This window comes from Thermonema lapsum, from assembly GCF_011761635.1.
GTDB lineage: Bacteria > Bacteroidota > Bacteroidia > Cytophagales > Thermonemataceae > Thermonema > Thermonema lapsum.
This window is the reverse complement of sequence record NZ_JAASRN010000001.1, coordinates 1,150,438-1,163,150: the sequence shown is the minus strand read 5'-3', so window position 1 is coordinate 1,163,150 and position 12,713 is coordinate 1,150,438. Positions and strand designations below refer to the sequence as shown.

Here is a 12,713-nt window from a genome sequence, read left to right as displayed (position 1 = left end):
GCCAAAAAAAGCCGCCCTTTGTTACAAAGGGCGGCTTTTTGTATAAACGATGTGCAAGCAGAATTATTCGGCACTTTGTGCGGCTTTTTCAGCCAGTTGCTTTGCCTTTTCTTCCTGCTTGGCATTGATTTCATCAACCAACTTTTTGTATTCGTCAGTGTTGATGGTTTTCAGATTTAATGAAAGATTGTTTTTGATGCGCTCGATGAGCTTGCGTTGCATGACCTCGTCGCGCACTTCACGATAGTTTTTGCCTTCGCTATCCATGAGGTAACGGCGAGTGATGGCATCCAAGTCTATGTTCATCATATGCAGGGGCAAGCCTTGCTGTTCGAACATACGTTGTAGGCTTGCTTTGGCTTCCTCGAAGATTTCTTCTTCGCTTATTTCTATGTTTTCGTCTTTGGCTATTGCTTGCTTGATGAGCGACCAGCGCAAAAACTCTTCGAAACGGGGGTATTCCCGCTCGATTTGTTCTTCGCTCAGTTTTTCATTGTTGGCTTTGAGCCAACGCTTGAGGAAGTCGTGTGGCAGGTCTATCTTGATTTTTTCGAGTAGCACTTCGGCTATGCTATCACTCAACAGGCTGTTGGTATTTTTTTCGTAAATCTTTTCGATTTCTTCTTTGATAGCTGCACGGAAAGTGGCTTCGTCTTTGATGTCGTTACGGTTGGGCAGTGCTTTTTTGAACAACTCTTCGTTGAGCTCGGCAGGCACCTGACGCACAATGTCGGTGATGGTAAAACGGAACTCAACGTCTTTGTATTGCTCCACACGCCCCTCTTCGAAGATGCCCAGCAGATAGCCCGCCATTTTATGGTCGGCAAGCACGTCCAACTTGAAAGTTACCACATCGCCCTTTTTCAAGCCGATGAATTGCGCACGGGCTTCTTCTTTTACCTGATTGAGCGGCAGGGCTGTGTTGTCCATGACGATGGGCTCTATTTCGCTGCCTTCTTCCACGATGCTTTCTATCTTGCCATACAAGAAGTCACCTTCCTGGCTGGTTTCGGGGTGTTCGGTCTTTGCAAACTGCTTGCGCAGGTTTTGAATGACTTCTTCTATGTCTTTGTCGGTAGCCTCTACTTTGTAGGCATCCAGCTGGGTGTCTTTGTTTACTACATCTTTGTAGTTGATTTCGGTGTGCAAGCCTACCTCGTAGTCGAAGGTGAAGGTGCCCGGCTTGTCGAGGTCGAAGTGGAAGTCGGTATTTTCTTTGGGCAGCGGCTCGCCTACCATCGGCAGTTGTTGCTCACGGATGTAGTCATACATGCTTTGCACTGCCTTGCGGAACACTTCCTCAGCCAAGATGCTCTTGCCGTAGAGTTTTTTGATGAGCGAAGTAGGCACTTTGCCCTTCCGGAAGCCTTTAACTACAGCTGTTTTGCTGTACTCTTTAATTTTTTGCTCTACTGTGGGCATGTAATCGTCTTTTTCCAAGACCACTCGCAAATGCCCTAAGGTAGGATTCTGTTTTTCAAACTTGATTTCCAAGGCGCTACTTATTTTTGTACAACCATTGATTCCATAGTTAAAAGCCCTCAACCGTACAAACCGGCGAGGGCTTTGTTGGCATTGTGATTTTTAGTTTCACCGCAGGGCAATCCGTAAGTTGCCCTTTGTTGTGCTATGGTGCGGGTGGAGGGACTCGAACCCCCACGCCTTGCGGCGCTAGATCCTAAGTCTAGTGCGTCTACCAATTCCGCCACACCCGCATTCCTACAATCGCAGGATTTGTTTCTGTCGATTGGATTGCAAATTTAGGCAAAATTTTTATATTGCAATAGGTATGCACTAAATTTTTCTGTATTTGATATGAAGCCTATCGAAACCGACAAACCTAACTTAAACGGCATAGATGAGGAAGCAGAGCGCCGTGAGATTCTGAAACGTTATCGTAAGCTGATGCGTACAGCCAAGCCCTATTTGAAAGAAGGGGATGCCGCTCTCATCAAGAAGGCATTTAAAATGGCAGCTGAAGCACACAAAGACATGCGCCGCAAAAGCGGTGAACCTTATATCTTTCATCCTTTGGCAGTAGCACAGATATGTGTGGAAGAAATGGGCTTGGGGGCTACCTCTATTGCTGCAGCCCTGCTGCACGACGTGGTAGAAGATACCGACACCACGCTCGAAGACATAGAGCGGGAGTTTGGTGGTAAAATTGCTCGTATCATTGACGGGCTCACCAAAATCACAGATGTGGAAGACAGTGTTACCTCATCGCAAGCCGAAAACTTCAAAAAGATAATACTAACCCTTGCCGAGGACGTGCGCGTGATTCTCATCAAGATAGCCGACCGTTTGCACAATATGCGCACGCTCGAAAGCATGGCAAAACACAAACAGCTGAAAATAGCTTCGGAAACCATCTATATTTACGCACCGTTGGCACACCGCTTGGGGTTGTATTCCATCAAGTCCGAATTGGAAGACTTGTACTTGCGTTATACTGCTCCTTCGGTGTACAATGAAATAGTGGAAAAGATAGAACAAACCAAAGCCAGCCGCGAAAAGTTTATCCGTGATTTCATACGCCCTATCCGCAAAGCACTTAAAGAGGAAGGCTATAAGTTTGAAATCAAAGGGCGGATGAAGTCGGTGTATTCTATTTACCAGAAGATGCAAAAGCAAAAAATCCCCTTTGAGCAGGTCTATGACCTGTTTGCCATCCGCATCATTCTGGACGACATACCGCCGCAGCAAGAAAAAGCAGCTTGCTGGAAGGTATATTCTATCGTAACGGATTTTTATTTGCCCAACCCCGACCGCCTGAGGGATTGGATTAGCACCCCGCGCGCCAATGGTTATGAGTCTTTGCACACTACGGTGATGAGCCGTACGGGGCAGTGGGTAGAGGTGCAAATACGCACACGCCGCATGGACGATATAGCTGAACGGGGATATGCTGCTCACTGGCGTTACAAAGAATCAGGTGTGCAGATGAAAAAAGGGGGCAAACAATCGTTAGAAACTGGCTTGGAGATGTGGCTCAACCGTGTGCGTGAATTGCTCGAAAAAAACGGTACCGGTGCCATTGAGTTTATCGATGACTTCCGCAGCAACTTCTTTAGCGACGAAATTTATGTTTTTACCCCCAAAGGCGATTTGAAAGTATTGCCACAAGGTGCTACCGCCCTCGATTTTGCTTTTGAAATTCATACCGAAATAGGTAAAACCTGCATTGGTGCCAAAGTGAATAACAAGTTGGTTACCATCAATCACGAGTTGAAAAATGGAGACCAAGTAGAAATATTGACCTCTGCCAAGCAAAAACCCAGCATTGACTGGCTCAGCTTTGTAAAGACTTCCAAGGCAAAGCACAAAATAAAAGAGGCACTGCGCGAAGAGAAACGTGCCTTTATGAAGCTGGGACGCGAAATGGTAAACAAAAAACTGCAGCAATGGGGGGTGCCCTGCAACGACCGTACTTATGAGCAGATACGCGCTTTCTTTAATGAAAAGACCGCCGCCGATTTGTTTTATCGCATTGGCAGCGGTGAACTGCCGATTACCGAACTCAAGCGTTTTAAAGAAATTCTAGAGACCAAAGGGGCGCGCAAAGGGCAGGTGCAGCAAATACCTGCTGTAAAAAAAGAAGACAAAGAGTCCGAGGCGCAAGCCAAGCCCCAACTACCTTCCGACACCATCCTGATAGGCGATGATTACATGCATCTGTCTTATACTCTGGCAAAGTGTTGTAACCCCATTCCGGGCGATGAAATTTTCGGTTTCATGACCGTAAACGAGGGGATAAAAATACATCGTACTACTTGCCCCAATGCCACGGAGCTGCTTTCGAAACATGGCAACCGCGTGATTAAAGCAACTTGGGCATCGGTTGCCGAGCAGTCTTTCTTGGTTGGCTTGTACATCAAAGGCACCGACCGTGTGGGCATTGTCAATGACGTGTCGAAAGTCATATCCAATGATTTGAAGGTAAATATGCGCTCTATTGCCATTGACACCAGCGATACCCTTTTTGAAGGCACTTGTACGGTGATGGTTGCCAACACCGAGGCACTAAAAGACTTGATAGAGAGGTTGAAAACAATACCGGGCGTGGAGGAAGTGAAACGCTTGGATTATTGATGCTTGTAAATGTTTGTAAGAAACCGAGAAGTACTGTCTGCTGTTAAAGCGGGCAGTACTTTTTGTTTTATTTGGACGCCCTTGAAAAAAAGGAAAACAGCAGGAGGCTACTGCCGCAAGTTAAGAAGCACGCAGCAATAAACAACCACCAAGGCGAAAGGAAGACACCTTTTTGCCCGATGAGGGGGATTGCCTGCATGAACAAATCAAGCTCTTGTAATAAGAAACCCGCAAGAAAGCAGAAAAAGCCCGCGTAAAAATAATGGTACCGTGGTGAAAACAAAAAGGCACCCCATGCCCAGAGCACTTGGGTGAATATACCCAAGTGCATCCAATGCAAAAAACCAATGACTGCTGCTCGGTAGGCAAAGCTGTGCATGGCTATGGACTCCTGCCACAAGAGTGCTACCATAAACTGCCGCCCTACAAATGTTGCCAAAGCCGTTAGCATAGCTATACGGTGGGGCGTTGCCCGTGCAGTGCATGCATAGTGAGGTAGCAAACACCATATCCACCAGAAAGTGATTGCTAGTTCAGCAAGAAGCCCCGCCCGACGGAGCATTTGCAAAGTGGGGGAGTATATACCATGCCACGCAGGATAGAGTATATAGCCGCACAAGGTGGCAAAAGTCCAGAGGAACAAAGCCATTTTCCATCCGGGTAAAGTGATGCCTCGGCGCAGTAAAAAGTAAGCTGCCACCACAAAAGCAGCTACAAAAAACCATCCTTGAAATTCGAAATGAAGATACCACTTGATGGCAAGCTCATAAGCAGGCGTGTGCTTGAGTTTTTTTGCCATTACTATAGCCAATGCCCAAGTGCCTAAGGTAGCAAGCAAATGAAAGGCGAGCGCCAACAGGCTACCGTGACGCAGCACCGCCGCCTGCTTGGATTTGCCTATAAAAGGCACCAAGCCGTAGATGGCTGCATAAGAAAGTAGTATGTGTAAGGTGGAAAAAGGAATAGACAAAGGACCGTAGCCCTGCACCGGAAAGGTGCAAAGCATGCCGGCAACCGCCCATTGCATACCGTAAAACAGACGCCGGAAAGGAGCTTGTGCCTCTGACGGAACAAACAACCACACCATAAACAAGTAAAAGCCGGCAAACAGCCAACCCAGCACCGCCACGTGGGAGTGAGTATGCAACAGATGCTTGTAAGTCAAACCAAACGAATAAAAAGGATACAAACGAAGGACAACCCCCAACAAAGCAGCAATAACCAATACACCGCTACTTAGGCGCCATGCTTTTTGAAAGAAACTCATGGAACAGGTTTTTCTCGAAAGGCAATGCCGTTACTTAAAACAAAAAAGAAACTTTCTGGGGGGTGTCCAATGACAGTGGTCAACTCTTAAAATAAAAAAGCCACACTGTGCAAACAGTGCGGCATACGGTGTAAGCTACTTTTATGAAAACTAAGCGTTTACTTCCTCGAGTTTAGAGAAGAAGAAAGCACTTTCGATGGTGGCGTTTTCATCAGAGTCGGAGCCGTGGATGGCGTTCGCTTCTATAGACTTTGCAAACAGCTTGCGGATGGTGCCTTCCTCTGCTTTGGCGGGGTCAGTAGCGCCAATCAGTTTGCGGAAATCTTCTACGGCATTCTCTTTCTCAAGCACCAAAGCAATGATAGGACCCGAAGACATGTAGTTGCAAAGGTCTTGATAAAAAGGACGTTCTTTGTGCACAGCATAGAAGGCGCCGGCTTGCGCCAAAGTAAGACGCGTCATTTTCATTGCTACAATGCGGAAGCCCGCTTCTTCAATCATCTTCAAAATAGCACCGCTGTTGCCTGCAGCCACAGCATCGGGCTTAATCATGGAGAATGTACGTTTACCAGCCATTTCTTTTCTTTTTTTTTCGCCTGCAAAACTGCACATTTCAAAAGGCATTTCAAAACATAGAGGCAGCAAACTTGGTGGCTAAGTAGCACTCAAAACAAAAATAGCGGGCGTGTTTACCGTTTGGTGTGCATACTAAATAATGCTTATGCTTCGTTACTTAGAATGAAATTTTTTAAAATTCAATGTAAACCAAACTAAACAGTACCTTGAAACGAAGAGAATTCATACAACTGGCAGGTATGGGATTAGGCGCTTCGCTTTTGTCTATCCCCTTAATGGGCTCGCCTATTCCCTTTGAAGCTCTGCTGACGCCGCGTATGAGCAGAGCCGACAAAAAAAAGTTGGCGGACATTGTGCTTGATACCGCCAAGGCTAGGGGCGCTACCTACGCCGATGTGCGCATCCAACGCTCCCTGAATCAATACATTTTTACCCGGGAGGCGCAGGTGCAAAACATCGTAAACACCGAGTCCTTTGGGGTGGGCATTCGGGTCATCGTCAATGGTACTTGGGGCTTTGCCGCTACCGATGAGGTAACCCCCGATGGCGTGAAGCGTGCCGCAGAGCGTGCCGTAGCCATTGCCAAAGCCAATGCACGTTATCAGACCGAGCCTGTGCAGCTGGCACCGGTGCCTACTTATGGTGAAGTGTCTTGGAAAACACCCATCGAAAAAAATGCCTTAGAGGTGCCTGTGTCGGAGAAAGTAGAGCTACTGTTGAGTGTCAATGATGCTGCCCTGAAAAACGGCGCCAACTTCGTGAATTCGGCGCTTTTCATCGTGAACGAGCAGAAATATTTTGCCTCTACCGACGGCAACTATGTGGACCAGGACATCCACCGCATATGGCCTAATTTCAACGTAACAGCCGTTGACCCTAAAGAAGGTAAGTTCAAGAGCCGTCAGGCAATGAGTGCACCCATGGGCATGGGATATGAGTATTTGTCGGCTCGCCCCGAAGGAAAAATCAAAGGACCCGAAGGCACCGGCATGACCATGTACTATCGGTACTACGACATGGTAGAGGATGCTACGCAAGCAGCACGTCAAGCCAAAGAAATGTTGAAAGCCCCCTCGATTAAACCGGGAAAATACGACTTGGTGCTGGAGCCCAACCATTTGGGGCTTACCATTCATGAATCGGTAGGGCACCCCCTCGAGCTCGACCGCGTGCTGGGCTATGAAGCCAACTATGCGGGCACCAGTTTCGCTACCCTCGACAAATGGAAATCGGGCAACTTCAACTATGGCAACGAGTTGGTGAACCTCTATGCCGATAAAACGCAGCCCTATGCCTTGGGTACTGTGGGCTATGACGATGAAGGCGTAAAAACCAAAAAGTGGTATCTGGTGAAAGATGGCATCTTGGTAGATTACCAAGCCATCCGTGACCAAGCCCACATCTTGGGACACAAGGAGTCGCACGGCTGCTGTTATGCCGACAGCTGGAGTTCCATTCAGTTTCAGCGTATGCCCAACGTATCGTTAGAGCCGGGCAAAAAAGATTATTCCGTAGATGAGATGATTCGCGATGTGGACAAAGGCATCTACATTGCAGGGCGTGGCTCTTATTCCATAGACCAACAGCGCTATAACTTCCAATTCGGAGGCACTGTTTTCTATGAAATCAAGGGTGGAAAAATCACCGGCATAGTGAACGACGTGGCATATCAGTCCAACACACAGGAGTTTTGGAACTCGGTGGCAGCCATCTGCGACGCAAGAGACTACCGCCTTTTCGGCTCTTTCTTCGATGGCAAAGGACAGCCCTCGCAAATTAGCGCAGTATCGCACGGAAGCGCTACCACCCGTTTCAATGGGGTGAATGTCATCAACACAGCTCGTAAGATTTAACCAAAAGCCGCAAATGACCATGAGAATTTTATCTAAGGAAGAAGCCAAACAGTTGCTTGAAAAAATCATATCCTATTCCAAAGCCGATGAGTGTGAAGCAAACCTTAGCGGTGGGCAGGAGGGCAACATACGCTATGCACGCAATACCGTAACTACCAGTGGGTTAGCAGAAAATATAACCGCTTCATTTACTGCCTACTTCGGAAAGCGCTCGGGGACGGTTACTTTCAACGAGTTCGACGCCGAAAGCATAGCCAAGGCAGTGCGCCGCGCCGAAGAGCTGGCTCGCTTGGCGCCCGAAAACCCCGAGCACATGCCGGTGCTTGAGCCGCAACAATACATAGAAACCCCCACTTTTGTAGAGCGCACGGCGCAAATCACCGCCGACTATCGCGCCGACGTGGCAGGAAAAAGTATCGCTTATTGCAAAAATAAAGACCTGATTGCCGCCGGTTTCTTCTTGGATAATGCGCAATTTTCGGCAATCATGAATTCCAAAGGCTTGTTTGCCTATAGACGTTCCACAGAGGTGGAATTTTCGCTGACCGTACGCACGACCGATGGCACCGGCTCGGGCTATGTGGTGCAGGATTTCAATGATGTAGCCAAATTCGATGTTGAATCGGCTACCCGCATTGCCGCACAGAAGGCAATCGATTCGCGCAATCCTAAAGCTTTGGAGCCGGGTAAATACACTGTGATTCTGGAGCCAGCAGCAGCAGTAGACTTATTGCAAAATATGCTTTTCAATATGGATGCGCGCAGTGCCGACGAAGGGCGCAGTTTCTTGAGCAAAGCAGGTGGGGGCACCCGTCTGGGGCAAAAGCTTTTCGATGAGCGTGTAACCATCTATTCCGACCCAGCACATCCCGAAGTGCCTGCTTCGCCTTGGGCTGGCGATGGGCGACCTCAAGAAAAAGTGTATTGGGTAAAAAATGGCGTGGTGCAAAACGTGTATTACTCGCGCTATTGGGCAGCCCAAAAAGGCGTGAAAGCTATTCCGCCCCCTGCCAATGCTATTATGTTGGGCGGTGCTAAAAGCATAGAGGAGATGATACGCTCTACGAAGCGGGGCATACTGGTTACCCGTTTGTGGTACATCCGCACTGTTGACCCGCAAACCCTGCTTTATACAGGCTTGACCCGCGACGGTACTTTCTACATAGAAAACGGAAAGATTATGTTCCCTGTGAAAAACTTCCGTTTCAACGAAAGCCCTGTCATTATGCTCAATAACTTGGAAGAGCTGGGCAAGCCGCAGCGTATTAACGGCAACTTGGTGCCACCAATGAAAATCCGCGACTTTACTTTTACCAGCCTGTCCGATGCCATATGATTTCAAAGGAGGCATCAGGGTTTGATACAAATAGCCCGGCATGGCATTCAAAAGACCGTGCCGGGCGTTTTTGTTTGCCTTTTCCTTTGTGCTTTCGAGTGCAGGGGGCAATTCCCTGCCCAAACGAGCACTTACTTTTGTTTTCTTGCTTCGGCTTGTTGTCATTCGTTTTTATACACCTTCCCGTCTTTCATCACAAAGACCACTTTGCGCAGGGTCGATATGTTTTTCAAAGGGTCTTCTTGCACGGCGATGATGTCTGCCAGCATGCCCTCTTCAATGCTACCGAGGTTATCGACACCCAAGAGGTCGGCAGCGTTGAGCGTGGCTGAACGTATGGCTTCGAGCGGAGGCATGCCTGCTTCTACCATCAATTCAAACTCAATGGCATTTAAGCCATGTACAGAAACGCCGGAGTCGGTACCAAATGCTATTTTTACGCCGGCTTTGTAAGCTTTGGCAAAGGTCTTTTGTATTTGTGGTCCTACTGCCAAGGCTTTAGGCACCACTATGGGCGCATAATATCCGGGCACTTTGGCAGAGTCGGCAACGGTGCGTCCTGCCAAGATGGTAGGCACGTAGTAAGCCCCTGTTTTTTTGAAAAGCTCTATGGCTTCGTCATCCATGTAGGTGCCGTGCTCTATGGAGTGCACGCCTGCGCGTAGGGCTCTTTTCATGCCTTCGGCGCCGTGTGCATGCACAGCTACCTTCATGCCATAGTCGCGGGCAGTTTCTACTATGGCACGCAGTTCTTCGTCGGTAAATTGTGGGGCAGTGCCACTTTTGGCAAGACTCAATACCCCACCAGTGGCTGTTATTTTAATCAAGTCAGCGCCATTTTTGTAGCGTTGGCGCACCGCCTTGCGGCACTCGTCTGGACCATTGGCAACCCCCTCGTAGGGACCCGGGTCGCCCATAAGGTCTTTGCGGTAGCCATTGGTGGGGTCGGCATGCCCACCGGTAGTAGCAATTGACTTGCCTGCGGTGAACACGCGCGGACCGTCTATCAAACCAGCATTGATGGCATTACGTAGTGATATGTTTACGCCTGTGCCGCCCAAGTCGCGCACGGTGGTAAAGCCTGCCATCAAAGTTTTACGGGCGAAGTTTACCGAACGGTAGGCAATGTCGGCAGGGTTGAGGATGAAACGCTCGAGCGTATTGTTCGGGTTGGTTTCTGTTTCAAGGTGCACATGCATGTCCATCAAACCGGGGAGTACGTAATGCTTGCGCAGGTCAATGACCTTTTCGCCCTCTTGAGGGGTTAGATAGCCTTTTTCTATGCTACGGATGGTGTTGCCTTCGATGCGCACGGTAACGCCATCGAGCCATTTTCCTTTTTTCACATCGAGCACATGCCCGCAGTGTAGCAAAGTGGTTTGAGCTAAGGCGTTGCTCAGCCCACACCATAAGAGTAAAAGAGTAATGAGCTGTTTCATGTATATACGAGATTTGGTTTCTGCTAATGAAGATAGCAAAAAAAGTAACTACTTGTTTGAGTGCAGGAGAAAAGCACCCCAAAGGGTAATATGTGCGGCATTGCCGCTGTGCATCGGTGAGAAATATGTTCAAGAAGTTCTTTTGCAATTGCGCTTGCAAGGAGAGAAAAAGAAAGATACTACCTTGTTGAAGCGCCGCGAAGACAGCGTGTAAGTTACGATACTGATTTTTCTTGTTTAAAGGCTGAACACAAGCCCTTGGCTGAACTGATAGATGAAAGGAGTGATGGGGATGAGTGGTAAGCTTTCGTAGGAGGCTGTAAAAGAGGTGTTGAATTTCAGCTTTTTAGAAATAGGAAAGTTGAGGTGTAGCTCGCCATTAAGCCGGTGCCGAAAATTGTTTACTGACTCGTCGTAGCCTGTTTGGTAATAGACCGCCATGACTGTTTTGAGAGCGGGGGTGATTTGCCCGCGCCAGTGCAGGTAGTTAGACGATTTCCAGAGAAAAGGGTTGGCTTCGTAGCTCGTGGATTTGTCGTTCAGCTGCCAGTGTTCGCGTTCTGCCATGATGCCTGTGCCCAGAAAAACATGGTGCTGAGGGGTGTCGAGTAGGCGCCAGCGTATGCCGCCGCCGCCCAAATAGCGCTCTTGCAGCCCGCGCAGCTTATCTACTTGCCATTGTGCAAACAACTCATAGGAAAGAGTGCGTTGCCAGAGTAGATTACTACGCAGGTGCGTGTAGCCGAAGTTGAAAAACTCGGCATCGTTGATTTTTAAATAGCTGTATTGGTTTAGCAGTAGATACAAATGCTTTTTGCCAGCGCGCAATACGTCCACGTTGCCCCGCAGCGAAGTGTAGCGCAGGGGGTTATCCGCAAGAGCCGAGCGGTTGTAAAGACTTAGCGAGGCGCTCAAGTTCAGCATCCAGTAATTGGCAGAGTCGGGCAAAAAGCGCTCTTTTTCTACATTCAGTATTTGGGCATGTAGGTCGGTACGTGCCAAATAAAGCAGCAAAACAAAGTATGCAAAGACAGCAGGAAATGCTGGTTTACTGTGCATTTTTCTCTTCCTGTATTTCTTGATACAACACCTGCAGCACCACTTCCCCCACAGCTTTGAGTGTGTTTTTGTCAATGATAGACAGATTGTCTTTTAAAGTGTGGTGGTAATCGCGAAAGCCGTCTTGATAGTCGATGATGTCGATGCTTGGAATTTTGGCATCTCGGTTTACATAGAAGTGGTCATCCAGAATACCACCAAAGCTTATGTTGGCTTTTTGATTGATGAAATAATTTCCGTAGCCCATCAGTTGTGCTATGTGCCACACTTTTTCCACTATTTGTGGGGCGTATTCCAGAGAGTAAGGCTCTTTGTAGAAACGGGCATTTTGGGCACCTACCATATCCAACAAAATACCATAATAAGCCGAGTAGTTGGGTGTATGAGGATTTTTTGCCCAATACTGAGAGCCCTGACACCAGAACGAGGAAGCGTTGCCCACTGCCTCATCCATGAATTCGGGCACACCGTTGTCTTCCATGTCAAAGAGAATGATGTCCACGCCTACGGCAGGTTGTTCGGCGGTTAGCAGGCGGGCTATTTCCAGTAAGACCGCCACACCGCTTCCTCCGTCATTGGCACCATCTATGGGCTTGCGCCACAGAGAGTCGGCAGCTTCTTTGTCTGCGAAAGCGCGGGTGTCCCAGTGAGCCATGAGTAAGATACGGCGCTTTATGTCGGGGCGATAGCTTGCAATGATATTGCGCCCTACATAGGTTTTGCCGTCGAACGATTGCGCTTCGAATACTTGCATTTGGGTTTGCAGTCCGAAGCCTTGCAGTTTTTCATAGAGCCAGCGCCCGCAGGCATCATGAGCAGCAGCGCCCGGGGTACGGGGTCCGAAATCTACTTGTTTTTTGATATAGGCATAAGCAGAATCGGCATTGAATGTGGGGATTTGTTTAAGGGTAATAGAAGGCTTGGTAGTTTCTTTTTGGCGTTGTTGGTGGTTTTGTTCACAACTGCCCAAGAGGGTGCACCCTATGCAAAGAGCGACGAAAAAAGAGAAATAGCGTTTCATTATCAATAGTCTTTTACTATTCGTTGTAAAAATGGCAGATGGGCTGATAGAACCCATCTGCTACTAAGGG

The 12,713-nt window shown here is 48.3% G+C and carries 9 protein-coding genes and 1 tRNA gene; 3 read left to right on the top strand and 7 right to left on the bottom strand.

From position 1 onward, the window contains the following. Positions 1 to 63: 63 nt before the first annotated feature. Both tig and FHS56_RS05070 read right to left on the bottom strand, forming a co-directional pair. Positions 64 to 1,494, bottom strand: coding sequence for a trigger factor (gene tig / locus FHS56_RS05075; RefSeq protein WP_166918763.1), 1,431 nt, complete (start codon positions 1,492 to 1,494; stop codon positions 64 to 66). Positions 1,495 to 1,630: 136 nt separating this feature from the next. Next, positions 1,631 to 1,715 (bottom strand) — tRNA-Leu (locus FHS56_RS05070). Positions 1,716 to 1,815: 100 nt separating this feature from the next. Between FHS56_RS05070 and FHS56_RS05065 the strand changes: the two genes are divergently transcribed. Next, the gene (locus FHS56_RS05065; RefSeq protein ID WP_166918762.1) at positions 1,816 to 4,092 is read left to right on the top strand and encodes a RelA/SpoT family protein; all 2,277 of its coding nucleotides are present in this window, start codon (positions 1,816 to 1,818) and stop codon (positions 4,090 to 4,092) included. Between the two features lie 67 nt (positions 4,093 to 4,159). On the opposite strand, the gene FHS56_RS05060 is transcribed toward FHS56_RS05065, so the two are convergent. Together FHS56_RS05060 and FHS56_RS05055 are read right to left on the bottom strand one after the other, a co-directional pair. Further along, positions 4,160 to 5,359 carry a hypothetical protein gene (locus FHS56_RS05060; RefSeq protein ID WP_166918761.1) on the bottom strand — a complete coding sequence of 400 codons (1,200 nt, stop codon included), beginning with the start codon at positions 5,357 to 5,359 and terminating at the stop codon, positions 4,160 to 4,162. Positions 5,360 to 5,509: 150 nt separating this feature from the next. Beyond that, entirely contained in the window at positions 5,510 to 5,935 is a 426-nt protein-coding gene (locus FHS56_RS05055; RefSeq protein ID WP_166918760.1) for a nucleoside-diphosphate kinase, read from the bottom strand. A 206-nt stretch (positions 5,936 to 6,141) separates the two neighbouring features. On the opposite strand from FHS56_RS05055, the gene FHS56_RS05050 reads away from it, so the two are divergent. Together FHS56_RS05050 and FHS56_RS05045 are read left to right on the top strand one after the other, a co-directional pair. Then, positions 6,142 to 7,788, top strand: coding sequence for a TldD/PmbA family protein (locus tag FHS56_RS05050; RefSeq protein WP_166918759.1), 1,647 nt, complete (start codon positions 6,142 to 6,144; stop codon positions 7,786 to 7,788). A 19-nt stretch (positions 7,789 to 7,807) separates the two neighbouring features. Beyond that, the gene (locus FHS56_RS05045; RefSeq protein WP_166918758.1) at positions 7,808 to 9,124 is read left to right on the top strand and encodes a TldD/PmbA family protein; all 1,317 of its coding nucleotides are present in this window, start codon (positions 7,808 to 7,810) and stop codon (positions 9,122 to 9,124) included. Positions 9,125 to 9,285: 161 nt separating this feature from the next. Here FHS56_RS05045 and FHS56_RS05040 read toward each other — a convergent pair whose 3' ends face one another. The 3 genes from FHS56_RS05040 to FHS56_RS05030 all read right to left on the bottom strand — a co-directional run bounded on the left by FHS56_RS05040 (position 9,286) and on the right by FHS56_RS05030 (position 12,643). After that, a complete protein-coding gene (locus FHS56_RS05040) occupies positions 9,286 to 10,563 on the bottom strand; it encodes a metal-dependent hydrolase family protein (protein WP_166918757.1) in 1,278 nt (425 codons plus the stop codon). Positions 10,564 to 10,800: 237 nt separating this feature from the next. Next, positions 10,801 to 11,622: a DUF481 domain-containing protein gene (locus tag FHS56_RS05035; protein ID WP_166918756.1), complete on the bottom strand. Its 822-nt coding sequence runs from the start codon at positions 11,620 to 11,622 to the stop codon at positions 10,801 to 10,803. Beyond that, positions 11,612 to 12,643 carry a M28 family peptidase gene (locus FHS56_RS05030; protein WP_166918755.1) on the bottom strand — a complete coding sequence of 344 codons (1,032 nt, stop codon included), beginning with the start codon at positions 12,641 to 12,643 and terminating at the stop codon, positions 11,612 to 11,614. Before FHS56_RS05030 ends, FHS56_RS05035 begins: the two co-directional genes overlap by 11 nt. Between the last annotated feature and the right edge of the window lie 70 nt (positions 12,644 to 12,713).

Excerpts from the sequence above, each read along its gene's own strand:
- FHS56_RS05035 (WP_166918756.1), bottom strand. The coding sequence starts at position 11,622 with ATGCACAGTAAACCAGCATTTCCTGCTGTCTTTGCATACTTTGTTTTG.
- FHS56_RS05065 (WP_166918762.1), top strand. The coding sequence starts at position 1,816 with ATGAAGCCTATCGAAACCGACAAACCTAACTTAAACGGCATAGATGAG.
- FHS56_RS05055 (WP_166918760.1), bottom strand. The coding sequence starts at position 5,935 with ATGGCTGGTAAACGTACATTCTCCATGATTAAGCCCGATGCTGTGGCT.
- FHS56_RS05060 (WP_166918761.1), bottom strand. The coding sequence starts at position 5,359 with ATGAGTTTCTTTCAAAAAGCATGGCGCCTAAGTAGCGGTGTATTGGTT.
- FHS56_RS05030 (WP_166918755.1), bottom strand. The coding sequence starts at position 12,643 with ATGAAACGCTATTTCTCTTTTTTCGTCGCTCTTTGCATAGGGTGCACC.
- FHS56_RS05045 (WP_166918758.1), top strand. The coding sequence starts at position 7,808 with ATGAGAATTTTATCTAAGGAAGAAGCCAAACAGTTGCTTGAAAAAATC.
- FHS56_RS05040 (WP_166918757.1), bottom strand. The coding sequence starts at position 10,563 with ATGAAACAGCTCATTACTCTTTTACTCTTATGGTGTGGGCTGAGCAAC.